Here is a 22,380-nt window from a genome sequence, read left to right as displayed (position 1 = left end):
ACGGATAAATATGCAGTCGGGCGGCGTACTGCCCGCTTGCCGTTCCCATCGCTTTCTCGCAATAAGGCCCGCAAACAATAAGAGGGGGAGGCTGCATGGCCAGCACAGCAATGGATGCCGCATCGCATGAGCCGAGCAAGAAAGAGGTTCGTCTCGTTATTGCGGCGTCATCTGCCGGAACCGTGTTCGAATGGTATGATTTCTTTATCTACGGCACGCTGGCTGCGCTGATTGGTCAAGCCTTTTTCCCGGCCGGCAATGAAACATTGCAGTTGCTGCTCGTTTGGGCCGGCTTTGCGGTTGGCTTTGGATTTCGACCGCTTGGCGCGATCCTGTTCGGCTTTCTCGGGGACCGGCTGGGGCGCAAATACACCTTCCTTGTAACCGTTACACTGATGGGCATCGCGACGGCCGGGGTGGGAATGATTCCAACCGCCGCAACGATCGGTATCGCAGCGCCGATCATCGTGATTTTCCTTCGTATCCTGCAAGGCCTTGCGCTTGGCGGCGAATATGGTGGAGCGGCGATCTATGTGGCCGAACATGCGCCGCCTGAGAAGCGCGGCTTCTACACCTCCTTCATTCAAGCGAGCGTTGTCGGCGGTTTCGTGCTCAGCATCGCCGTCGTTCTCGCCTGCCGTTTCCTCATTCCCGAAGAGCAATTTGCTGCCTGGGGCTGGCGCGTGCCGTTCCTGCTGTCGATCATCCTGCTCTTCATTTCACTCTGGATGCGACTCAAACTGTCGGAAAGCCCGGTCTTCCAGGCGATGAAAGAGGCGGGTGAGACGGCAGCCAATCCGTTTACTGAAAGCTTTCGCTATCCGGGCAACAAGAAGCGGATTTTTGTGGCGTTATTCGGCGTGACCGGTGTCCTGACGACGATCTGGTACACGGCCTTCTTCTCTGGCCTTTCTTTCCTCCGGCGCGATATGCGGGTCGATGAACTGACGGTCGAGCTGATCCTGTTCACCGCCGGACTTATTTCCATGATCTTCTATGTGATGGTCGGCAAATGGTCGGATCGGGTCGGGCGGAAAAAGCCGATCATGATCGGGGCTTTGCTCGCGTTGGTCCTTTTGTTTCCGATCTTCTGGGGTATGGGTAGCCTTGCCAATCCGGGTCTGGCGCGCGCGGCCGCTGAAAACCCGGTTGTGGTGAGCGGTCCGGAATGCACGACCGATCCCTTCGCCGAACTGTTTGGCAGCGAGCAGACGGAATGCGGTCGTATCCTCGAAACACTGACATCGAGCGGTGTGCGCTACACGCTCGAACCCGGTGACACGGTGGCAATGACGGTGGGCGGTGAGGATATCGCGATCACCGATGAGTGGTTGGCCGATGGGACTGCGCGCCGCGATGGCGTGCAGGCAGCGCTGACAGAACGCGGATTCGATTTCACTCGCCAGACACCGCCCTTCATCAATATCGTTGGGATATTAGCACTTCTGCTGGTGTCCGCTGGCCTCTCTGCGCTGACATACGGTTCCGTCGCGGCGCTGCTGTCAGAGATGTTCCCACCCAAGATCCGTTACAGCTCAATGTCGATTCCCTATCATATTGGCGCCGGCTATCTTGGCGGTTTCCTGCCCTTGATCGCTGGGATCATCGTCGCGCGAACCGGCGATATCTATTCCGGGCTCTGGTACACCTGGGCGATTGTAGCCTTTGGCGTGGTTGTCGCCTGGTGGGGCCTCCCCTCCGGGCCACCGCGCGATTTTGCCGATGACATCTAACCCGCCGCTTCGCCTTCGCTTGGACGGAAAGGCGCTCAGCGGCAATTGGCGCGCGCTTGATCGCCTGAGCGGTACAGCGGCGTGCGGCGCGGCGGTGAAAGCCAATGGATATGGCCTGGGCGTGCGCGATGTGACCGAGCGATTGATGGCTGCTGGCTGCCGCGATTTCTATGTCGCCACATGGGACGAAGCCGCCGAAATTGCCGATCTGTGCAGCGGTACATCACTCAGCGTGTTCCATGGCGTCCGCAATGAAGACATGGGGTCGGCACTTGAAAGTCCGGCGCGACCCTGTCTCAACTCGGCCGAACAGGTTGCCCGTTGGCGCGAAGCCGCTGGCGGAGCATGCGATGTCATGGTCGATACTGGCATGAATAGGTTGGGCCTAAGCGAAGACGAAGTTCACAGCGGCCTGCTGGATGGCCTCAAGATCGATACGCTGATGAGCCATTTGGCGTGCGCCGATGAACCGGATCATCGGTTGAACGAGCTGCAGTATTCCGCGCTCGCACAGCTCGCAGATCGCACGGATGCCATGCGTTTGAGCCTCGCAAATTCGGCCGGGATTGTGCTTGGCAAGAAATATCATTTCGATCTCACCCGACCCGGCCTGTCGATCTATGGCGGCGTGCAGGTCGAGGAGCTTGCGCCTCATATCGCGCGGGTTGCTTTTCCCGAAGCGCAGGTGATCCAGCGGCGAACGATCGGCGTAGGTAAAAGTGTGGGATACAATGCGACCTTTACCAGCACCGAGCCGATGGAACTCGCCATCCTCAATCTTGGCTATGCGGATGGCTATCTGCACGGATTCTCAGGCACTGGCGTCACCCATTTCGGGGACAAACAATGTCCGGTGATCGGCCGCGTGTCGATGGACTTGATTGCGGTGAACGTTGATCAGGCGCCGGAGGTGCGCGAGGGCGACTGGTTGGCGATCGAATTTGAATTGCCGAAAGCATCTAAACAGTCAGGCCTGTCGCAATATGAGTTGCTTACGACCCTAGGCCGCCGCTATCAGCGCCAGTGGAATGACTAGCCCCGCAGCACCCAATCCTGTGATTCTGTTCTTCGCCACAATCGGGCGGGCAGTGATCGGTGCATTCGCAACCGTCGGTCGTGTCTCGCTCTTTGCGCTCCACACCATCAAGCAGGCGCTGACGCCGCCCTGGTATCCGCTCAAATTGCTCGACCAGATGTTCCAGATCGGCTGGGCGTCCTTACCCGTTGTCGCGCTGACCGCAATTTTCACCGGCGCTGCCCTGGCCCAACAAATCTATACCGGTGGTTCACGCTTCAATGCGCAGTCGACGGTACCGGCGATCGTGGTGATCGCGATGGTCCGGGAGCTGGGGCCAGTGCTCGTCGGGCTAATGGTGGCCGGCCGGGTGTCATCATCGATGGCCGCCGAGATTGGCACGATGCGCGTTACCGAGCAGATTGATGCGATGGTGACGCTCAGAACCGATCCCTATCGCTATCTGATTGCGCCGCGCTTGTTCGCCAGCGTGATCACGCTGCCGATACTAGTCTGTATTGCCAATGTCATCGGGATTTTCGGCGGCTATCTGCTGTCCATCTACAAGCTCGGCTTCAATCCGGCCGGCTATCTGGCGATGACCAACGACATATTGGAAGCGGACGATATCATGATGTCGCTCGTCAAAGCTGCCGTATTCGGCTTCTTCATCGCGCTGTCCGGTTGCTATGCAGGCCTGACGACCCGAGGCGGGGCGGCTGGCGTGGGCCGGGCGACGACCAATGCCGTTGTCGGCGCGTTCATCCTCATCCTGCTCTCCAACCTTATCGTAACACTGACGGCATTCGGCTGATGAGTGAGCAACCCAAGATCGAATTACGGGGCGTCGTCAAAAGCTTCGGCAGCAATCATGTGCTGCGCGATGTGAGCTTTGCGGTGCAGCCAGGTGAATCGATGACGATCATCGGTGGTTCGGGAAGCGGCAAATCGGTCATGCTGAAATGCATCCTTGGGCTGATGGAAGTCGATGCCGGGCAGATATTTGTTGATGGCGAGGATGTGTGCGGCATGAACAGTGCCGAACGCGACCAGGTGCGCACCAAATTCGGCATGCTGTTTCAGGGCGGTGCGCTATTCGATTCGCTTCCGGTTTGGCGCAATGTCACTTTCGCTCTGACCAGCGGACGCAGCCAGCGATCCGGCGAAATGCGCAAGATCGCGCTCGACAACCTCGAACGCGTCGGACTGGGAGAGGATGTACTTGATCTTCGTCCGAATGAACTTTCCGGTGGCATGCAGAAGCGCGTGGCGCTTGCCCGCGCGATTGCGCCGCGGCCGGAGATCATCTTCTTCGACGAACCGACAACAGGGCTCGATCCGATCCGCACCGACGTAATCAACAAGCTGATCGTTGAGCTTGTCCAGGACCTGGGCATTACCGCGCTCACAATCACCCATGACATGGGGTCGGTTGAGAAAATATCTGACCGTGTCGCCATGCTTTACGAGGGCAAGATTATCTGGTCCGGACCGGTGGGTGAGCTGCGCGAAACTGGCGATGAACATGTCGACCAGTTTGTCATGGGCCGGGCGGACGGACCGGTCGTCTAAAAGCGGCGAAATCGATCAATGCAAATCCACTGATCGGAATGGCCACTAACTGTCTATTGCTAAATCCATTGGATAACGGCCGGAGTCCCGCCCATATCGGGCCAGAGATCAAACACGGGGTGCATCCCCATTTCCTATCTTTGGAGGCAAATTAATGCTTGGACGTACTGTTCCAGACGTAACGCTCAAAACACGGGTTCGTGATGAGAGCATCGCTGGCGAAAACCCGTTTCGCTGGCAGGATGTGAAAACTGGTGACCTGTTCGCGGGCAAGCGCTCGGTCGTCTTTTCGCTGCCCGGCGCATTCACGCCGACCTGTTCAAACGAACAATGCCCGGCCTTTGAACGCTATTATGATGACTTCAAGGCGCTCGGCGTCGACGAAGTCTATTGCATCTCGGTCAATGACGCGTTCGTCATGTATAAATGGTCGCTCGATCTGGGTGTCGAGAAGATCAAGATGCTGCCAGACGGTTCCGGCGATTTCACGCGGCGCATGGGTATGCTGATCAACAAGGACCATCTCGGCTTTGGCGATCGCAGCTGGCGTTATGCGATGATCGTCGAAGATGACGAGATTGTTGCCTGGTTCGAAGAGCCGGGGATCAATGACGATGGTTCCGACGAAGATCCCTATACTGAATCGACGCCGGACAATCTGTTGGAGTGGCTGCGCAGCAATCGCGAGACTGTCCAACAGGCCGCCTAACCTCCCGACCCCCTGAATCGCGATCTCCCCCTGAACTGTCGCGATTTGGACCTCAACCCGCACTGGCCATCCCCTCGGCCGGTGCGGGTTTTTTCTTTGGCGATTGCGACGTTCGCGCGATAGGATGAGCACGAAGGGAGCCGCATGCCGAACCACATCACCATCGCACCGCGCATCGAAACGGATCGGCTCATCCTGCGCGAGTTCCAGCTCGATGATTTCGACGCCTATGCGGCGATGAGTGCTGACCCGGTGGTTGCGCGCTTCACCGGCGGCTTGATGGAGGATCGAGCGGTGGCCTGGGAGAAATTCTGCCGATCTCCGGGCTGGTGGTCATTGCTTGGCTACGGCTTGTGGATTGTCGAAGACAAAGACAGCGGCCGCTTTGCCGGCAATGTCGGATTTGGAAATTTCGAGCGCGGTATCGATCCACCGCTCCCCGACATTCCCGAAGGTGCCTGGGTCATGGATCGCTGGTCGCACGGCAAAGGCTATGCTCATGAAGCGATGACGGCCGCGCTTGATTGGTGCGATTCCGAGATTGGCGGCGGCCAGAGCTGCATCATCGATCCGGCCAACGCACCCTCTCTCAAACTTGCGGATAAGCTGGGATTTCGGGAAGTCCGCCGCGCCGATTTCAAAGGCGGGCAGACGATCATTTTCGAACGAGCGACGGCCTAGGTAACGGCGGCTTTCTCCGCAAACCGGGGCTCCCGCCAGATACCGCTATCGAGAATCTCACCCAGAATCTCGACCGCCTGCCAAATGTCTTCATGGCGCAGATAGAGCGGCGTCAGTCCAAAGCGGAGGATATCGGGCGCGCGGAAATCGCCGATCACACCGCGCTCGATCAAGGCCTGGCTGATCGGCCAGCCATCTGGGTGGCGGTACGAAATATGGCTGCCACGATGGTCCGGATCACGCGGTGTAATCAGCTCCAGCCCATGGGCACCGCATCGTTCCTCGATCCGCGTCGCAAAAAGATCAAATAGCGATGCCGATTTGGCCGCAATCGCCTCCATCTCGATCTCGGCAAACAGGTCGATCCCGCTTTCCAGTGCCAACAGGCTGAGCACCGGCGGCGTCCCGCACAGGAACCGCGAAATGCCGGGAGCCGGCTCATAATCGTCGCGAAACTCGAACGGTGCGGCATGGCCCATCCAGCCAGACAGTGGCGACCGGATCGTCTCTTGCAAATCCTCGCGCACGAACAGGAAGGCCGGCGCGCCCGGACCGCCATTGAGATATTTATAGCCGCAGCCAACCGCGAGGTCGGCGCCGCAGTCATTCAGATCCACCGGGATGGCGCCCACGCTATGACTCAGGTCCCACAGCACCAGAGCGCCAGCCTCATGGGCCGCATCCGTGATCCGCCCCATCTCATGGCGTGCGCCGCTCTTGTAATGCACATGGGTCAGCATGATCAGCGCCGTTTCGGGGCCGATCGCATCGATCAGGTCACCCGCCTGTTCGACGTGCAACTGGTGATTGGGCAGGACGTCAGAAACACCGTCGGCGGTATAGAGATCGGTCGGGAAATTGCCCGGCTCGGTCAATATATGCGTGCGATCCGGCCGCAATCGCGTCGCTGCAACGATCAGCTTGAAAAGATTGACGGAAACCGAGTCCGTGACGATCACTTCATGGGGCTGTGCGCCGATCAGCGGCGCGATCTTGGCACCAATCCGTTGCGGTGCGCCGATCCAGTCATTGCTGTTCCAGCTGCGGATCAAGTCCGCGCCCCATTGCCGCTCCACCGCGTCCTGCTGCGCGGCGATCGTGGATGTCGGGAGCGCGCCCAATGAATTTCCATCGAGATAGATCACACCCTCTGGCAGCGTGAACTGATCGCGCACTGACGCTAGCGGATCGGCTGCATCCAGGGTGCGTGCATCTTCGAGTGTACTCATCGGTCCAATGCCTCTTCGATCAGCTCAACCTGCCGGTTCCAGCTGTCCGTCCCGGGGGACACAAGTTCGACATGCCCTTCGTCCGGAATCACGACCAGTTCGATATTGGTCGCATCGCGCGCCAGATTGGCATTGCGATAAGCCTCGGCATATTCAGGCGGGGCGATCCGATCGCGATCCGAATTGACGAGAATCTGGCGCGCCATTGCAGCCGGCATGCGCTGCGGCGATGTGAGCTCGGGCTGGTTGCCCATCATCAACCGCGGAGCTTCGACTCCGCAGGGATGGCCTTCGCGCAATATGCCCGCTTCAAGGTCCGGCAGCCCGCCTTGGCTGATCACCGTGCTGATCGGCAGGCGCACATCTCCGGTCAGGGGTTGACCGGTAAAGGCCGATTGCCGTGCCGCCAGCCACAGCGCCAAATGACCACCGGCGGAATGGCCGATGGCAACAATGGGCTCAACATCAAGATTGTAGCGATCCCAATTCTGCATCAGAGAATCGCCAGCGGCGAGAACATCCTCATAGGTGCCGGGATAGCCGCCACCTTCACGGTCCACGCCGCGATATTCGATATTCCAGACGGCGATGCCGCGGACCCGCAAATCCTCCGCTATCCAGTTCATGATATCGCGCTCGGCAATATCGGTTTGCCAACATCCGCCGTGGATCATCAATACCACGGGATGCGGTCCATCGCCTTCGGGCAGCCACAGCTCGGAAAATTGAAGGTCGCCCTCGCCATAGGCGATCCGAATATCGGTTTGCGGTTGGGTGCGTCCGAACAGATCATCCCAGCTCATGATGTCGCCGGCTTCTGTCGGTGCGGCGGGCGCGGTGGGCGTGGGTTCAGTCATGGTGCAGGCGCTCAATCCGGCAAGGCACATAAAAAGGCGGCCCTGCGCCGTACGAATGGGGTTCTTCATTCGCCGAGGCTAGGGCCGCCTGTTCGTGATTGCAATTCGCCTTAGACGGTCGGGCAACCTGCGAAGTGATCGGTCAACAGTGCTTGCCAACCGGCATCACCGCTATCTTCGGTTTCGACGAGGCGGATCGAGAAATCGTCCATGCCCGGGCGATTGGGGATGCCCCATTGCGCGCCCAGCACATGGCCGGATTGTGCGTCAAGCCACAGCGGCCCGCCATTGTCGCCAAAGGCGCTGCCGGTCACATCGAAGCGCAAGGCAGCGGTGCCTTGATACTCTTCGGCGCGGACGAACTCTGCATTGGCTTCACCGAGATGGCGGACATATTGGCCGTCCTCGGGTTCGGTCCAGATCGTCGGCAGGGCGAATGAGAAGCCTTGGCGGGGGTCATCCAGGCCCATTGTCTGAACCGACAGGGTTGCGAGATCGGCATCATAAAGGTGGAAGATCGGTTCCGTGACGCGCACCTGTTGGCGAACCATCCGGTCCGGCAGGGCAGCTTCGGCGCGCAGCATCGTGGCTGCACCGTCATAGCTGATCGTCGCGAAATTCTCGTGACGGGCTTCCGGCATCAGCCGGCCACCCTGGATCACCGTGGCGTTTCCGGTTTCGGAATCGACCCATGCAGTGACAAAACCGGCATCAACGCAGCGCTCGCTCGATTTGTAGATTTCGAGCCGGTTATACGCAGCGCGATACACATAGACATTTTCTGCGCCGCTACCGTCCTGGTTGCTGCGGACATAGTGATAGATGCGGCCTTCAACCGCTTCGGGTTGGCCGACACCGAAGGCGTCGGTAGCGTAACCGGTGATGGCAGCGACGGCTGCGGCACCGAGAAGAGCAAATTCCTTGAACATTCCTGAACCCCTATTTTTGAGTCACAACGGATTTTTATCCGCTAATGCCCTTTAGATAAGCATGACCCGTGCCAGTTTCAAGAAACCGCACAATAGCAGGGAGTTAATGAATATTCGGTTAGGAAAATATGAGGTGAATCGCGACTATGTGGTGGAAATCACCAATATGTGGCAATTTCCATTTATTTCAGCGCATTAGCACTATCGTTCAATGCACATCGCGATTCCCATGCCGCCACCGATGCACAATGTCGCCAGGCCCTTATGCGCATCGCGGCGTTGCATCTCGTAGATCAATGTCGTCAGGACGCGGGCGCCAGACGCGCCGATCGGATGGCCGATGGCGATGGCGCCGCCATTCACATTCACTTTTTCGGGATCCCAGCCGAGCTCCTTACCCACAGACAGGGCCTGGGCGGCAAAGGCCTCATTGGCTTCGATCAGGTCAAGATCGGCAATCGTCCAACCGGCCTTTTCCAGGGCGCGCTGACTGGCGGGAACCGGACCGATGCCCATGATCGATGGATCGACGCCGGCCGATGCCCAGCTTGCGATCCGACACAGCACGGGCGCGCCGCGTTTCTCGGCTTCCTCTGCTGACATGACGACCAGTGCTGCGGCGCCATCATTGATCCCGCTGGCATTCGCCGCGGTTACCGTGCCGTCCTTTTTGAACGCAGGACGTAGGCCAGCCAGGCCTTCGGTCGTGACGCCTTCGCGGATATACTCATCCTGGTCGACGATCGTTTCACCCTTGCGATGGGCGACGGTCACGGGGGCGATCTCGTCGACGAAGCGACCTTCGCTGCGAGCGGCTTCGGCAAGGTTTTGCGAGCGGGCCGCAAAGCCATCCTGATCTTCCCGGGTTACCTGATATTGTTCGGCAAGGTTTTCGGCGGTGATGCCCATATGATAATCGTTGAAGACATCAGTGAGGCCATCTTTGATCATGGAGTCGACCAGACTCACCGGCCCCATCTTCGTTCCACTGCGCATATTCTGGCAATGAGGCGACAGGGACATGCTTTCCTGTCCGCCGGCAACCACGATGCTCGCATCGCCTGTCGCGACTTGCTGACTGGCAATCGCGACGGCGCGCAGACCCGATCCGCAGACCTGATTGACGCCCCAGGCGGGGACTTCCTTCGGAATGCCAGCGCCCATCGAGGCTTGGCGCGCCGGGTTCTGGCCCTGTGCAGCGGTCAACACCTGGCCGAGCACGACTTCCGACACATCTTCCGGCGCAATGCCGGCCTGTTCCAGCGCGGCTTCGATGGCGACGCGGCCCAGTTCATGGGCGGGCGTGGTGCCAAAGGCACCAAGAAAGCTGCCGACGGGGGTTCGTTTGGCGGCGGTGATGACGATATCGGACATGGCTCGGGCCCTTTCACATGCAAATAGTTCAGGAGTCGCTCGCGAGCTTAGCTATTATGTTGCACCTGCGAAAGCCATTGCCCGAGCGGCTCCCATAATGCGGTCCGTCCGCGTCCGCCGACAACCATGCCGACATGGCCCTGCGACAGTGTGATGACCTCACCGGCCCTGGCGGCAGTGGCTTCGGGAACAATCCGATCGCTGCTCGAGATGATATCGAGCGTGGGGCAGGGGAGCGCGGCGGGGTCGACGATCACACCGCCGACCCGCCATTCCCCTTTACCGGAAACATTGGCCGTGAAGAGATCTTCGATCAGCTCGCGCCCCGCGCCATAGGTTAGCGGCGGGCCGTCATTGGCCCAGTCTTCCAGTGCAACAAAGCCTGTTGCCCGTGCGCTGCCCGGTTCGAGCTTGCCGAACATTTCGAACTTGCTGACGGTGCGTGCCGGATCGAGTTTCCAGAACCCCGTCTGCAGTACCTCCATCGGTAGCGCACCGATGTCGCGCGCGGTCGCCTGCGCATTGTCCCATAGCGCGTTCAGCCCGTCCCGGGCTTCGTCGGGAAAGCCGTCGAACCGCCATGGTGCGGCCATCGTCACGAGTGAAAGCGGCGTGCGCAACGCAGCCGCGGCTGTCGCCATCGTTCCGCCCATGCAATAGCCAACCAGATGTGCGGGCGCGTCCAATGCGTCGATCAGCGGAAGCAGCAATGTCTCGACATGGCCGGCGACCGAAAGCGCGGACTCTTCTGGAGTCGGCGCACCCCAATCGACGAGATAAGGATGGACACCATTATCGCTGAGCCAGCGAAGCAGCGAATTGTCAGTCGCGAGGTCAAGAATCGTGGGCGGGTTGATCAGCGAGGGGACGAAGATCGCGGCCGGGCCAGATCCACCATAATCGAGCAAGCGCGCGCGCCCGGATTGGGCGGCGACGGGCATGGGCGGAGGAGGGTCTGTGCGATCGGCTTGCTGATAGGCTTTCAAACCGGCCAGTGCGGCCGCCATTCGCTCCGGCGATGCTGCGGTTTCGCTGCGCAGCAAATCAAGGAATAGTGGGAGGGGGCGGGGTTTGTGTTGCAGTGCACTATCTCCAGGTGCTAAGTCGGGATTCAACAGTTGGAGACTCATACATGGCGAAATCCGCTTCCAGTTCTGACACGGTCATTATCAAGAAATACGCAAACCGGCGTCTCTATAACACCGAAAGCTCGAGTTACATCACGCTCGATCATCTTGGTGACATGATTCGCGACAAGCGTGACTTTCAGGTGATCGATGCGAAGAGCGGCGAAGATATTACGCGCAGTGTCCTCACCCAGATCATCATGGAAGAGGAAAGCCATGGGCAAAATATGCTCCCGGTGAGCTTTTTGCGCGATCTGATCGGCATGTATGGCAACTCCATGTCGGCGATGGTGCCGCAATATCTCGAAGCCTCGATGGAAGCGTTCCAGCGCAACCAGGCCAAGTTTCGCGATGCGATGGAAGGGGCGCTTGGCTCCGGACCTTTCGGGGAGATCGCGCGGCGCAACATGGAAATGTTCGAAGCGGCCGCCGGTGCGTTCCAGCAGACAATCAAGCCGGGCGCCGAAGCCGAACCGGAAAGCCAGCGTGACGCAGAAGTCGATGCGCTGAAGGAACAGCTGGCCCAGCTTCAGGACCAGATCGAAAAACTCAGCAAATAATTCGCTAACAGCAATCGGGGCCGCGCGCGTTTTTACCGCACGCGGCCCCGTTGCGTTGGTTAGAAGCTCGCCCGGATCGTGAAGCGCGCGTTGAGCGGCTCGCCGGTCGAGATATTGTTATTGTTGTGCCCGGCTGGGAAATAATCCTCGTCGAACAGATTTTCGACATTCACCTGCATCCGGACATCATCGCTAATGTCGTAGAACAGAGCCGCATCGAAGCGGGTGAAGCTCGGCAGGCGCACGCTGTTGTCGATCGACGCGAACTGCGACGATTGATGCGTCACGCCAAAGCCGACACCGAACCGGCGCGTTATGTCCACATGGTTCCACATCGAGAACATATGCTCGGGCACCTGGGCGAGCGTCCGGTTCGCCAGAGCAGCGCCGACCACGCGGCCGCGCTCATCGGCGTCGAGATAGCTATAGCCCGCATTGACGCTCCAACCGGGCAGGATCTCGCCGACCAGCTGCACTTCAAACCCTTCGGTGCGGCTGCCGGTAAGGATCGAGTTGCCGGGATCGTTGGGGTCCGGCGTCGTGCCATTCTCCCGATCAAGCCGGAAGATCGCCGCCGTCAGGCTCAGCGCAGGCTGCAGGTCCCATTTCACGCCGATCTCATAATTGTCGAACTGTTCGGGCGCCAAGTTTTCGGTCGTCGGTGAGAGTGACAGGAATTGATCGCCGGAGCGCGGCAGGAAGGAGCGGGCATAGCTTGCATAGAGCGAGACATTATCCTGCGGCTTGTAAATCAGGCCGATCCGAGGCGACCATTCACTGTCGCTACGGCTGAGAAAACCGTCATTCCCGTCTGCCGCGCCATCATTGATCTCGATCTGGTCGACGACGTCGATCTCGAACCGATCAAAGCGAATTCCAACGACGATGATGAAGTGATCGCCAATCGCGATCTGGTCCTGCGCATAGATCGAAAAGAATTCCGCATCCGAGCTCCGCGCGCGGGTAAAGGCGGGGAAGGAGAAAGCCGGGATCGCCAGCGGATCGCTAAAGCCGATCGTGATCTGATCATCCATGCTCGGTGCGAAGAATATATCGCGCCGGGCATTCCGGGTCTGCTGATCGCCATATTCATAGCCGAGCAACAGCGTATGGCCGAGTGCGCCGGTATTGCCTTCCCAGACAAGATTGCCCTGGATGATCAGATTTTCGCGTTGGGTCGTATCGCGATAGCCGTCCAGGGACGTCGTGTTTGCGACATCGTCAAAGCCGATCGGATAGATATTCTGATAGAGCTTGTTGTAATCTGCATATTGCAGGGTCGAATTATAGGTCAGGCTGTCCGAGAAATCATGTTCGAAGCGCAGGCGCGAGATATGCGCCTGGAGCGTCGTCACATTGGTGCCGGGGGCGCCGAAAAAGGTCTCGACAAAACCCTCGAGCGGTGCACCGCGCAGCGATGGGACACCGCGATCGACCGTGCGATCATCATCGACATATTCATAGGAGCCGATCACGCGTGTGTCCTCGCCAAGTCGGACCGTGGCCGTCGGATTGAGCGCGAACCGATCGCCGCTGTAGAAGTCGCGATGATTGTCGAGGGATTCGTAAAAGGCATTGAGCCGCAGTCCGACGGCTTCGCTCGCAGCAATATTGGCATCGCCGCTGACATAGACCGACCCGAAGGTGTCGACGCCGAATGTACCACCACCGAATGTCTCTCGTACACGGGCCGTCTTCGTAACGCGGTTGATCACACCGCCGCCGCCGCCGCGACCGAATATCAGCGCGTTCGAGCCGCGCAGGATCTCGATGCGCTCGAGATTGTAGAGCGGACGGAAATATTGAACGTCATCGCGCAAGCCGTCGACATAGAAATCGGCCGTGGTGTTCTGGCCGCGGATTGTTATCTGATCGCGATGGCCTTCACCCTGGCCGATTGATGCGCCGGGGGTATAGCGGAGCACATCGCCAATATCGCCGAGCACCTGATCGTCAATCTGTTCGCGAGACAGAATCGACACGCTTTGTGGTACGTCGATCAGCGGCGTTTCCGTCTTCGTGGCGCTGATTGTTGCGCCTTCCAGATACTGGCCCGTGACCACGATTGTAGGGCCGGTGGATACGAGGACACTGGATGCTGGCGCTACTGGAACTCCCTGGGCAATGGCTGCGTTGCTGGCAAAAGCGATTGACGAAATGCCGGCCAGAAGCGAAAGGCCGGAACGCGATACTCGGGAAAACATGTACAATCCAATCTGCACCAGAGGAATCAGGCTGTTGATTGTTTTCGATAATGATAACGATTATCAAAAACAATCAAAAAAGCTGCAAATGTAGGAAAAACATGGTTCAGATTGCGAGTGTGTTTCGCGCGGTGGCGCTTCGGAGTGGGTGTAGATGACGCTTGGTATTGCCGCCGGAATAGCCTTGGCGTTCGCCATAATCGCTGGTTGGATGGATTGGCGACGCAATAATCGCGACCAGCTCGACAAGGTTGGCTGGGTCAATTGGACATTGCTGATGGTGTTGGCCGGAATTGCAGCCGCAATGCTCGGGCTATTGGCGGTAGGCGGTCTTTAACAGTCCCGCACCGGTCCTACAGACAGGCATCCAGGCACGGCTGTTCAAAACCAAAGGCCTTGGCTTTTTCGAGCGTGTACGGACGCAGACCCATTGAGCGATATTCGCCCTCGATCTTCCCGTTATCATCTTCACCGGTATATTCGAACTTGAACAGTTCCTGGGTAACGATGACATCGCCTTCCATGCCGATCACTTCGGTGATGTTGGTTGTGCGACGCGAACCATCGCGCAGACGCTTCACCTGAATGATCAGATCAACCGAGTCGGCAATCTGCTTGGAGATCGCTTCTTTCGGGATCTTGATGTCTCCCATCATGACCATGTTTTCCATACGACCAAGGCATTCGCGCGGGCTGTTGGAGTGAAGCGTACACATGGAGCCATCATGGCCCGTATTCATGGCGGCCAGAAGGTCAAAACATTCCGCGCCACGAATCTCACCCAGGATGATCCGGTCAGGACGCATACGCAGGGCGTTCTTCACAAGGTCACCAATTGAGATTTCACCCTTGCCTTCAAGGTTGGCCGGGCGCGTTTCCAGCGGCAGCCAGTGCGGCTGTTGCAAGCGAAGCTCGGCGGCATCCTCAATCGTCAGCACGCGCTCGCCCGGGTCGATCATTTTCGACATGGCATTGAGCATCGTCGTCTTACCCGAACCCGTACCGCCAGAAATAACCACATTGAAGCGGCTGGCACCGGCGACTTTGAGGAACGTCGACATCTTGCGCGACATCGAACCGAAATCTTTCATCATGTCGATGGTGATCGGCTTGTCCGAGAATTTACGAATGGAGATCGCGGTACCGCGCAATGACAGCGGCGGCACAATCACGTTTACACGAGAACCATCGGCTAGACGAGCATCGGCCAGCGGCGTTGTCTGGTCGACACGACGGCCAACCGAGTTACAAATCCGCTGCGCGATCTGGAGCAGATGCTCTTCATCGCGGAACTTAATCTTGGCGAGTTCCAGCTTACCCTTGCGCTCAATATAGGTCTGTTCCGGACCGTTCACCATGATATCGTTGATATCCGGATCGGAGAGGAGCTCTTCCAACGGTCCAAGACCCAGCAGCTCATCGACGAGCACTTTTTCCAATGCAAATTGTTCGCGGCGGTTTAGCGTGATCTTCAGCTCGGCGAGCACTTCGGAAATGATTGGCCGGAATTCTTCGGCGAGTTCGGTCTTGGTCAGCGTCGCAGCTGCTTCCGGATCGACACGTTCAAGCAAGCGCGGCAGCACCTGTTCCTTGATCTTGTGAACCGATGCTTCGAATCCCTGAACTTCTTCTTCAGCTTCGGCGACCGCATTGGCGCGGTCGTTGAGCTTGGACATAGCGTCGGCGTCGGCGGGAATGGCACTACCATCGTCTTCTTGACCGGGAAGCTCGAGTGAATCGATCGGCGGAAACTGTTCTCCGCCTTCTTCCTTGGTTTCCGTCTCATCAACAGCTGGCGCGGCGCCGCCGCCCTTCATTGGGCGCGCTACGCCGAAGGAAGGCTTCTGGCCACCACCTTTTTTACCAAATGCGCTCATCCCATCCCTCGATACAAAATGCCCCCAAGAAGCGGGCAGGTTCGATATGGTGAATAGATTGAAAACTTTGACAATTAGCTAATGGGCGGCAAAGCGGTAAAACCAGCCGGAAAAGCCCGGAATTCCTCAGAAAACAGGGCAAAAGCGAAGCGAGGACGGCGCCTTCAAGCTTTAGAAATGAATAAGGATCTGGCCGTTTTTATCATTTTTCGGTCGAAAACGGCGTCATTGCGTCGTTTTTCGACCAGAGGCCCAGCCCGTCAGCGCGTTTCCTGCACTACGGCATTGGCAAAATTGGCTTATTTGGACCGCTGATCGCGGCTGATGGGCGATGAAGCCAGCGGATATCGACGCTTCGGGGCCAATTTCTTCCGGGCGCTCAGACGCTCTAGTCTTCGCCGACGACCTTTTCAGCCAGGATCGTCAGGCCTTTTTCATTGACCTCGGCAAATCCGCCTTCGACGCGGATTTTTTCCGGCGTGGCGCCAGCGGTCTTATAGATTGAGATGTTGCCATCGCGAATGGTCGACATCACGGGCGTATGCCGCGCAAGTACGCCGAAATCACCTTCGGTGCCCGGAACCACAACCATATGCACTTCCTCCGAACGGAGGAGCTTTTCCGGTGTGACGAGTTCGAAATTGAGGGCCATTCGCTTTTCTCCGCCCCTCCCGATCAGGGGAGGGGCATATTGGGGTTAGGCAGCTTCGGCTGCGAGCTCTTGAGCGCGCTTGCGGACATCTTCGATGCCACCGACCATGTAGAATGCTGCTTCTGGCAGATCGTCATGCTTGCCTTCGACAACTTCCTTGAACGAGCGGATCGTGTCGTCCAGCTCCACAAAGATGCCCGGCTTGCCGGTGAAGACTTCGGCCACGTGGAACGGCTGGGACAGGAAGCGTTGGATCTTGCGGGCACGCGCCACGATCAGCTTATCTTCTTCCGACAGCTCGTCCATGCCGAGAATGGCGATGATATCCTGGAGCGACTTGTAGCGCTGCAATGTTTCCTGAACGGCGCGGGCCGTTTCATAATGTTCCTGGCCAACAACCCGCGGCTCGAGAACGCGGCTGGTGGAATCCAGCGGGTCAACAGCCGGATAGATGCCGAGCTCCGAAATGGCGCGCGACAGAACTGTCGTTGCGTCCAAGTGAGCAAAGGAGGTTGCAGGTGCCGGGTCGGTAAGGTCATCGGCTGGCACGTAAATGGCCTGCACCGAGGTGATCGAACCCTTGTTGGTCGACGTAATCCGTTCCTGCAGGTTGCCCATGTCGGTCGACAGGGTTGGCTGATAGCCCACAGCGGACGGGATACGACCGAGTAGGGCCGACACTTCGGAACCCGCCTGGGTGAAGCGGAAGATATTGTCGACGAAGAAGAGCACGTCCTGGCCTTCCTGGTCACGGAAATATTCAGCGATCGTCAGACCTGACAGGGCGACGCGAGCACGGGCGCCCGGAGGCTCGTTCATCTGGCCGTAGACCAGCGCCACTTTCGAACCTTCGGAGATCGCAACGCCATCGTCGTTCTTGGCGATAACGCCGGCATCGAGAAATTCGTGATAGAGATCATTACCTTCGCGGGTACGCTCACCCACGCCGGCAAATACCGAGGTGCCGCCATGGCCCTTCGCGATATTGTTGATCAGCTCCTGAATGAGCACGGTCTTGCCCACGCCGGCGCCGCCGAACAGGCCAATCTTACCGCCCTTTGCATAAGGGGCGAGCAGGTCGACCACCTTAATGCCGGTGACGAGGATTTCCGCATCGGTTGACTGATCGACAAAAGGCGGGGCTTCGGCATGGATCGGTGCGGTTGATTTTGCGCCAATCGGGCCCAGTTCGTCGATCGGCTCGCCGACAACATTCATGATGCGGCCAAGCGTTTCGGGGCCAACCGGCATCGCAATCTGGGAACCGGTGTCGGTTACTTCCTGACCGCGGACCAGACCTTCGGTCGCGTCCATGGCGATGGTGCGAACCATATTCTCGCCGAGATGCTGCGCAACTTCCAGCACGAGGCGGTTGCCATTATTGTCGGTTTCAAGCGCCGACAAAATCGCGGGCAGCTCATCGGGGAAGCTGACGTCGACAACGGCGCCGATGACCTGGCTGATCGTGCCGACAGTGTTGGTGGTGGCCATGATTTTTACCTCTTGCCTTCTAATTGCTTAGAGCGCTTCAGCGCCCGAGATGATTTCAACGAGTTCGGTGGTGATCGCGGCCTGACGGCTGCGGTTATATTCGATGGTGAGCTTGTCGATGAGCTCGCCGGCATTGCGCGTGGCATTGTCCATGGCCGTCATCGATGCGCCCTGTTCGCTGGCCGCATTTTCAAGCAGCGCGCGGAAGAGCTGGATCGACAGGTTGCGCGGCAGCAATTCGGAGAGAATTTCCTCTTCGTCCGGCTCATAATCGACAGCGGCATTGCTGCCACCTTCTTCGCCCTCGGGGACGGGGACGGGAATGAGCTGCTGGGTTTGCGGTTCCTGGACCAGCGCCGATTTGAACTTGGAATAGAAGAGCCAGGCAACGTCGAACTTCTCGTCTTCGAGCCGTTCGACGAGCTCAGAGGCGATCGCCTTGGCGTCGTCATATTCCGGGTTCTTGATCTCGCTCGTATCGAAATGATGATCGATCGAGTTCGGGAATACGCGCTTGATGGCCGGTTTCGCCTTCTTGCCGATAAGGTAGAAGGTCACTTTCTTGCCGCCGGCGATCAGTTCTTCAGCCTTTTGCCGCGCTTCTTTCACGATATTCGTGTTGAATGCGCCGCACAGGCCGCGATCCGACGTCGCAATCACCATCAGATGATGCTCGGTCTTGCCGGTGCCGGCGAGCAGCTTGGGCGTATCCGAATTGATCGAGATTTTCGATGCCAGGCTCGACATCACGCCTTCGAGCCGTTCGGCATAGGGACGCGCAGCCTCAGCCGATTCCTGCGCTCTGCGCAGTTTTGCGGCGGCGACCATCTGCTTGGCCTTGGTGATCTTCTGGGTCGATTTAACCGACCCGATCCGATCCTTGAGTTCCTTGAGGCTTGCCACGGTTTATATGTCCCTTAGGCGAAGGTCTTCGAGAAATCGTCGAGGATCGATGTCAGCTTCTCGGCCACATCGTCTTCGAGCTTCTGCGTATCGCGGATCGTGGCGAGGATATCGCCATGGTCGTTGCGCATATGGGCGAGGAAGCTTTCCTCGAAATCCGTCACCTGATCGGTGCCGATCCCGTCGAGATAGCCCTGGGTGCCGGCGAAGATCGATGCGACCTGCTCTTCCATCGGCATCGGCGAGAACTGCTTCTGCTTGAGGAGCTCGGTCAGCCGTTCGCCGCGGTTCAGCAGCTGCTGGGTCGAGGCATCGAGGTCCGAACCGAACTGGGCGAAGGCTGCCATCTCGCGATACTGCGCCAGTTCGAGCTTGATCGAGCCCGACACCTTCTTCATCGCTTTGGTCTGAGCGGCCGATCCCACACGGGACACCGACAGGCCGACGTTAATCGCCGGGCGGATACCCTGGTAGAATAACTCGGTCTCCAGGAAGATCTGGCCGTCGGTGATCGAGATAACATTGGTCGGAATATAAGCCGAAACGTCACCAGCCTGGGTTTCAATGATCGGCAGGGCCGTCATCGAGCCAGCGCCATTGTCTTCGTTCATCTTGGCTGCACGTTCGAGCAGGCGAGAGTGAAGATAGAAAACGTCACCCGGATAAGCTTCGCGGCCCGGCGGGCGGCGCAGCAGCAGGGACATCTGGCGATAGGCAACAGCCTGTTTCGACAGATCGTCATAAACGATGCAGCTGTGCATGCCGTTGTCGCGGAAATATTCGCCCATCGTGCAGCCGGTGTATGGCGCAAGATACTGGAGCGGTGCCGGCTCGGATGCGGTTGCAGCGACAACGATCGAATATTCCATCGCGCCATTTTCTTCGAGCTGGCGAACAATCTGCGCCACGGTCGAGCGCTTCTGGCCGACAGCGACATAGATGCAATAGAGCTTCTTCGATTCATCGTCGCCGGCGTTGATCGTCTTCTGGTTGATGAAGGTATCAACAGCAACGGCGGTCTTGCCGGTCTGACGGTCACCAATGATCAGCTCACGCTGGCCACGGCCAACCGGGACGAGGGCGTCGATCGCCTTGAGGCCGGACTGGACCGGTTCGTGGACCGATTTGCGCGGGATGATGCCCGGTGCTTTGACTTCCACCCGAGCGCGCTCGGCGCCTTCGATCGGGCCCTTGCCATCGATCGGATTGCCAAGACCGTCGACAACGCGGCCGAGCAGGCCCTTGCCGACCGGAACGTCCACAATGGTTTCGGTCCGCTTGACGGTGTCGCCTTCTTTAATCTCCGCATCGGAGCCGAAGATCACGATACCGACATTGTCCGATTCCAGGTTCAGCGCCATGCCCTGAACGCCGTTATCGAAAGCGACCATCTCACCGGCCTGCACATTATCGAGGCCGTGCACACGGGCGATACCGTCACCGACCGAAAGCACGGTTCCGATTTCGGAAACCTGAGCTTCGGTGCCGAAGCTGGCGATCTGGTCCTTGATGACCTTGGAGATTTCTGCAGCGTTGATATCCATTGTCAGCCTTTCATGGCGCTTGCGAGCGTGTTCAATTTGGTACGGAGAGAGCCGTCGATCATCCGGCTGCCCATGCGGACGACCAGTCCACCAAGCAGTGAAGGATCGACGTTCATGTCGACATTGACGTCCCGGCCCGCAAGGCTCTTCAACTTGGCCTTGAGTGCGGCAACCTGGTCGTCAGTAAGAGGATGCGCCGAAATCACTTCGGCATTGGCTTCGCCGCGATACTGAGCGGCGATAGTCGAGAAGGCGCGGATCGCAGCACCCAGCTGGGCCAGGCGGCGATTCTCGGCGAGCGTCCCGAGGAAATTGGTGGTGAGAGGATCAAGTCCGAGCGAATCGGAGACCGACTGGGTCGCCGCAATGGCTTCGGACCGCCCGACCAGCGGACTGGTGGTCAGCGTGGCAAATTCTTCCGAATCGGCAAGCGCCGATTTCAGTTTCGCCAAGCTGCCTTCGACCGCGTCGAGCTGCTTGTTTTCTTCTGCCAGTTCAAAGAGTGCCGCTGCATAGCGGCCCGCTAAGCTGGCCTTGATTCCGCCGGAAATATCCACGCGCAAATATGCCCCTAAAGGAGGATGACTGATCCATAGAAAAAGGAGCGGCAAAACGCCCCCGCTACGGCTGCGGGCCACCTAGCAAGGGTCATGCTGCGATGCAAGATAGAACGGGGCGACTTTTCCCCGAATCTATTCAGCGGCCTCCGCCTGATCTTCCCCATCGCCCTCGTCGTCGCTTTCCGCATCTGCGTCCGCGGCATCATTATCATTGGCGACAGCTTCTTCCGCCGGCGGTTCATCCAGGGTCGATGCCAGGCCCGGCCTCGAGATAAAGACGTAGAAGGACCCGGCTATCAGCGCGATCCCGACACCGATGCTCAGACTGCCCATCAGCGAGCCGCGTTGCCAGCGACCGCGGAAGAACATCGCTATGACACCGCCCAGCAAGAGCATTGCGCCAATTACCAGCAGTGCGACAGCTACCGCCAGGCTCAATTCGCGTGCCTCATAGACGGCAAGCAACTCGCGTTCCCGCACCAGATCGTCGGCGCGCGCCTGTTCTTCGGCCTCGCGACGTTCGCGCTCAGGCAGCGGGACGCAGCCCTCGGTCGTAGTTTCGGGCCGTACATCGGCGTTCTGAAGAAAGGGGATGATTTCGCGCGCGGAAATAGCAAAACCAAATTCGGCATCATTCTGCTGGGCCAGCGCGCCGAAGCTATTGATTCCGATTATCCGACCACATTCATCTACCAACGGTCCGCCGCTATTGCCGCGCGCCATTGCTGCCGTATGCAGCAGCGTATCAACGTCGCGGCGGCTGCGGCCACCGGACAGCTGGCCAAAGGTGCGGACCGCGGGAATCGGGCGAACTCGTTCGCTGGCGGACAAATTCTCGGCAAGGTCGACAGAACCCGGATAGCCAATAGCGGCAACCCGGCCAGTATCGGCGGGGCGTCCCGTAAACACCAACAATGGTTCGACAATGCCTTCTTCCATCCGAATCAGGGCCAGGTCGGCGCGAGAATCCGAAGCGAGGAGGCGACCCTCATAGCGTTGGTCGCCCTGAGAGGGGACGATGCTGATTTCAATGCTGGGTGATTCGCGAAGTGGTGCAATGACATGGGCATTGGTCACGATCAGCCCCGGTGCAACAGCCACGCCGCTGCCATGGCCGAGCAAATAGTCGCCCTGTTTCGGATCGTTAGCGATCAACGCAACCCGAACCACGCTTTGGGCGGCAGCCACGACATCATTCTGCCGGGCCTGTTCTTCGTTCTTCTGCGCAGATGCGGACATTGGAAGCATCGCAACGCACAGCATTATCGTTAGTATCCAGCGCACAGCACACCCCTCGCTATTGCCGCAAACCACCCTTCTAGACAGGCGATTGGCTTGATGAAAGCCACTCGCTTTCTTTGGT

22 protein-coding genes are annotated in these 22,380 nt (G+C 58.6%); 9 read left to right on the top strand and 13 right to left on the bottom strand.

From position 1 onward, the window contains the following. The first annotated feature begins 95 nt into the window (after nucleotides 1-95). The 6 genes from HFP51_RS06650 (at nucleotide 96) to HFP51_RS06625 (ending at nucleotide 5,710) form a co-directional block, all read left to right on the top strand. On the top strand, nucleotides 96-1,733 hold the full coding sequence (locus HFP51_RS06650) for an MFS transporter (RefSeq protein ID WP_176874962.1): 1,638 nt from the start codon (nucleotides 96-98) through the stop codon (nucleotides 1,731-1,733). After that, nucleotides 1,723-2,769, top strand: coding sequence for an alanine racemase (alr, locus tag HFP51_RS06645; RefSeq protein ID WP_176874960.1), 1,047 nt, complete (start codon nucleotides 1,723-1,725; stop codon nucleotides 2,767-2,769). The genes HFP51_RS06650 and alr overlap by 11 nt, the downstream gene beginning before the upstream one ends. Beyond that, complete coding sequence (locus HFP51_RS06640; protein WP_176874958.1) at nucleotides 2,762-3,562, top strand: ABC transporter permease; 801 nt, start codon at nucleotides 2,762-2,764, stop codon at nucleotides 3,560-3,562. Before alr ends, HFP51_RS06640 begins: the two co-directional genes overlap by 8 nt. Further along, nucleotides 3,562-4,320, top strand: coding sequence for an ABC transporter ATP-binding protein (locus tag HFP51_RS06635; protein ID WP_176874956.1), 759 nt, complete (start codon nucleotides 3,562-3,564; stop codon nucleotides 4,318-4,320). The genes HFP51_RS06640 and HFP51_RS06635 overlap by 1 nt, the downstream gene beginning before the upstream one ends. Nucleotides 4,321-4,474: 154 nt before the next feature. After that, nucleotides 4,475-5,029 (top strand): peroxiredoxin, encoded by a 555-nt coding sequence (locus HFP51_RS06630; RefSeq protein WP_176874954.1) that lies wholly within the window; start codon nucleotides 4,475-4,477, stop codon nucleotides 5,027-5,029. Nucleotides 5,030-5,173: 144 nt separating this feature from the next. Then, complete coding sequence (locus HFP51_RS06625; RefSeq protein ID WP_176874952.1) at nucleotides 5,174-5,710, top strand: GNAT family N-acetyltransferase; 537 nt, start codon at nucleotides 5,174-5,176, stop codon at nucleotides 5,708-5,710. Here HFP51_RS06625 and kynU read toward each other — a convergent pair. The 5 genes from kynU to HFP51_RS06600 all read right to left on the bottom strand — a co-directional run bounded on the left by kynU (nucleotide 5,707) and on the right by HFP51_RS06600 (nucleotide 11,106). After that, nucleotides 5,707-6,939: a kynureninase gene (gene kynU / locus HFP51_RS06620; RefSeq protein WP_176874950.1), complete on the bottom strand. Its 1,233-nt coding sequence runs from the start codon at nucleotides 6,937-6,939 to the stop codon at nucleotides 5,707-5,709. The genes HFP51_RS06625 and kynU overlap by 4 nt on opposite strands. Beyond that, nucleotides 6,936-7,796, bottom strand: a complete 861-nt coding sequence (locus tag HFP51_RS06615) for a S9 family peptidase (protein WP_176874948.1) — start codon at nucleotides 7,794-7,796, stop codon at nucleotides 6,936-6,938. The genes kynU and HFP51_RS06615 overlap by 4 nt, the downstream gene beginning before the upstream one ends. A 110-nt stretch (nucleotides 7,797-7,906) precedes the next feature. Next, the gene (locus HFP51_RS06610; RefSeq protein ID WP_176874947.1) at nucleotides 7,907-8,725 is read right to left on the bottom strand and encodes a hypothetical protein; all 819 of its coding nucleotides are present in this window, start codon (nucleotides 8,723-8,725) and stop codon (nucleotides 7,907-7,909) included. A gap of 201 nt (nucleotides 8,726-8,926) precedes the next feature. Then, the gene (locus tag HFP51_RS06605; RefSeq protein ID WP_176874945.1) at nucleotides 8,927-10,099 is read right to left on the bottom strand and encodes an acetyl-CoA C-acetyltransferase; all 1,173 of its coding nucleotides are present in this window, start codon (nucleotides 10,097-10,099) and stop codon (nucleotides 8,927-8,929) included. Between the two features lie 47 nt (nucleotides 10,100-10,146). Further along, complete coding sequence (locus tag HFP51_RS06600; protein ID WP_255454922.1) at nucleotides 10,147-11,106, bottom strand: alpha/beta fold hydrolase; 960 nt, start codon at nucleotides 11,104-11,106, stop codon at nucleotides 10,147-10,149. A gap of 125 nt (nucleotides 11,107-11,231) precedes the next feature. On the opposite strand from HFP51_RS06600, the gene phaR reads away from it, so the two are divergent. After that, the gene (gene phaR / locus HFP51_RS06595) at nucleotides 11,232-11,786 is read left to right on the top strand and encodes a polyhydroxyalkanoate synthesis repressor PhaR (RefSeq protein ID WP_176874941.1); all 555 of its coding nucleotides are present in this window, start codon (nucleotides 11,232-11,234) and stop codon (nucleotides 11,784-11,786) included. A 59-nt stretch (nucleotides 11,787-11,845) separates the two neighbouring features. Here the strand turns inward: phaR and HFP51_RS06590 are convergent, their stop codons facing one another. Beyond that, a complete protein-coding gene (locus HFP51_RS06590; RefSeq protein WP_255454921.1) occupies nucleotides 11,846-13,849 on the bottom strand; it encodes a TonB-dependent siderophore receptor in 2,004 nt (667 codons plus the stop codon). Between HFP51_RS06590 and HFP51_RS14710 the strand changes: the two genes are divergently transcribed. Together HFP51_RS14710 and HFP51_RS06585 are read left to right on the top strand one after the other, a co-directional pair. Continuing rightward, on the top strand, nucleotides 13,842-14,084 hold the full coding sequence (locus HFP51_RS14710; protein ID WP_255454920.1) for a hypothetical protein: 243 nt from the start codon (nucleotides 13,842-13,844) through the stop codon (nucleotides 14,082-14,084). The genes HFP51_RS06590 and HFP51_RS14710 overlap by 8 nt on opposite strands. 60 nt (nucleotides 14,085-14,144) lie before the next feature. Beyond that, a complete protein-coding gene (locus HFP51_RS06585; RefSeq protein ID WP_176874937.1) occupies nucleotides 14,145-14,327 on the top strand; it encodes a hypothetical protein in 183 nt (60 codons plus the stop codon). A gap of 16 nt (nucleotides 14,328-14,343) precedes the next feature. On the opposite strand, the gene HFP51_RS06580 is transcribed toward HFP51_RS06585, so the two are convergent. The 7 genes from HFP51_RS06580 to HFP51_RS06550 form a co-directional block, all read right to left on the bottom strand. Continuing rightward, complete coding sequence (locus HFP51_RS06580; RefSeq protein ID WP_176874936.1) at nucleotides 14,344-15,867, bottom strand: CpaF family protein; 1,524 nt, start codon at nucleotides 15,865-15,867, stop codon at nucleotides 14,344-14,346. Nucleotides 15,868-16,255: 388 nt separating this feature from the next. Continuing rightward, nucleotides 16,256-16,519: an ATP synthase F1 subunit epsilon gene (locus HFP51_RS06575; protein ID WP_176874934.1), complete on the bottom strand. Its 264-nt coding sequence runs from the start codon at nucleotides 16,517-16,519 to the stop codon at nucleotides 16,256-16,258. Between the two features lie 45 nt (nucleotides 16,520-16,564). Further along, nucleotides 16,565-18,010, bottom strand: coding sequence for a F0F1 ATP synthase subunit beta (atpD, locus tag HFP51_RS06570; RefSeq protein WP_176874932.1), 1,446 nt, complete (start codon nucleotides 18,008-18,010; stop codon nucleotides 16,565-16,567). Between the two features lie 27 nt (nucleotides 18,011-18,037). Continuing rightward, nucleotides 18,038-18,913, bottom strand: a complete 876-nt coding sequence (locus HFP51_RS06565) for a F0F1 ATP synthase subunit gamma (protein WP_176874931.1) — start codon at nucleotides 18,911-18,913, stop codon at nucleotides 18,038-18,040. A 14-nt stretch (nucleotides 18,914-18,927) separates the two neighbouring features. Further along, nucleotides 18,928-20,457: a F0F1 ATP synthase subunit alpha gene (atpA, locus tag HFP51_RS06560; RefSeq protein ID WP_176874930.1), complete on the bottom strand. Its 1,530-nt coding sequence runs from the start codon at nucleotides 20,455-20,457 to the stop codon at nucleotides 18,928-18,930. A 2-nt stretch (nucleotides 20,458-20,459) separates the two neighbouring features. After that, the gene (locus HFP51_RS06555) at nucleotides 20,460-21,014 is read right to left on the bottom strand and encodes a F0F1 ATP synthase subunit delta (RefSeq protein WP_176874929.1); all 555 of its coding nucleotides are present in this window, start codon (nucleotides 21,012-21,014) and stop codon (nucleotides 20,460-20,462) included. Between the two features lie 135 nt (nucleotides 21,015-21,149). After that, complete coding sequence (locus tag HFP51_RS06550; RefSeq protein ID WP_176874928.1) at nucleotides 21,150-22,256, bottom strand: trypsin-like peptidase domain-containing protein; 1,107 nt, start codon at nucleotides 22,254-22,256, stop codon at nucleotides 21,150-21,152. Between the last annotated feature and the right edge of the window lie 124 nt (nucleotides 22,257-22,380).

The organism is Parasphingopyxis sp. CP4 (assembly GCF_013378055.1).
In the GTDB taxonomy this organism is placed as follows: Bacteria; Pseudomonadota; Alphaproteobacteria; order Sphingomonadales; family Sphingomonadaceae; genus Parasphingopyxis.
This window is presented reverse-complemented; position numbering and strand designations above follow the sequence as displayed.

Coding starts and splice junctions, on each gene's coding strand:
- HFP51_RS06650 (WP_176874962.1), top strand. CDS start 96: ATGGCCAGCACAGCAATGGATGCCGCATCGCATGAGCCGAGCAAGAAA.
- alr (WP_176874960.1), top strand. CDS start 1,723: ATGACATCTAACCCGCCGCTTCGCCTTCGCTTGGACGGAAAGGCGCTC.
- HFP51_RS06640 (WP_176874958.1), top strand. CDS start 2,762: ATGACTAGCCCCGCAGCACCCAATCCTGTGATTCTGTTCTTCGCCACA.
- HFP51_RS06635 (WP_176874956.1), top strand. CDS start 3,562: ATGAGTGAGCAACCCAAGATCGAATTACGGGGCGTCGTCAAAAGCTTC.
- HFP51_RS06630 (WP_176874954.1), top strand. CDS start 4,475: ATGCTTGGACGTACTGTTCCAGACGTAACGCTCAAAACACGGGTTCGT.
- HFP51_RS06625 (WP_176874952.1), top strand. CDS start 5,174: ATGCCGAACCACATCACCATCGCACCGCGCATCGAAACGGATCGGCTC.
- kynU (WP_176874950.1), bottom strand. CDS start 6,939: ATGAGTACACTCGAAGATGCACGCACCCTGGATGCAGCCGATCCGCTA.
- HFP51_RS06615 (WP_176874948.1), bottom strand. CDS start 7,796: ATGACTGAACCCACGCCCACCGCGCCCGCCGCACCGACAGAAGCCGGC.
- HFP51_RS06610 (WP_176874947.1), bottom strand. CDS start 8,725: ATGTTCAAGGAATTTGCTCTTCTCGGTGCCGCAGCCGTCGCTGCCATC.
- HFP51_RS06605 (WP_176874945.1), bottom strand. CDS start 10,099: ATGTCCGATATCGTCATCACCGCCGCCAAACGAACCCCCGTCGGCAGC.
- HFP51_RS06600 (WP_255454922.1), bottom strand. CDS start 11,106: ATGGCGGCCGCACTGGCCGGTTTGAAAGCCTATCAGCAAGCCGATCGC.
- phaR (WP_176874941.1), top strand. CDS start 11,232: ATGGCGAAATCCGCTTCCAGTTCTGACACGGTCATTATCAAGAAATAC.
- HFP51_RS06585 (WP_176874937.1), top strand. CDS start 14,145: ATGACGCTTGGTATTGCCGCCGGAATAGCCTTGGCGTTCGCCATAATC.
- HFP51_RS06580 (WP_176874936.1), bottom strand. CDS start 15,867: ATGAGCGCATTTGGTAAAAAAGGTGGTGGCCAGAAGCCTTCCTTCGGC.
- HFP51_RS06575 (WP_176874934.1), bottom strand. CDS start 16,519: ATGGCCCTCAATTTCGAACTCGTCACACCGGAAAAGCTCCTCCGTTCG.
- atpD (WP_176874932.1), bottom strand. CDS start 18,010: ATGGCCACCACCAACACTGTCGGCACGATCAGCCAGGTCATCGGCGCC.
- atpA (WP_176874930.1), bottom strand. CDS start 20,457: ATGGATATCAACGCTGCAGAAATCTCCAAGGTCATCAAGGACCAGATC.
- HFP51_RS06550 (WP_176874928.1), bottom strand. CDS start 22,256: ATGTCCGCATCTGCGCAGAAGAACGAAGAACAGGCCCGGCAGAATGAT.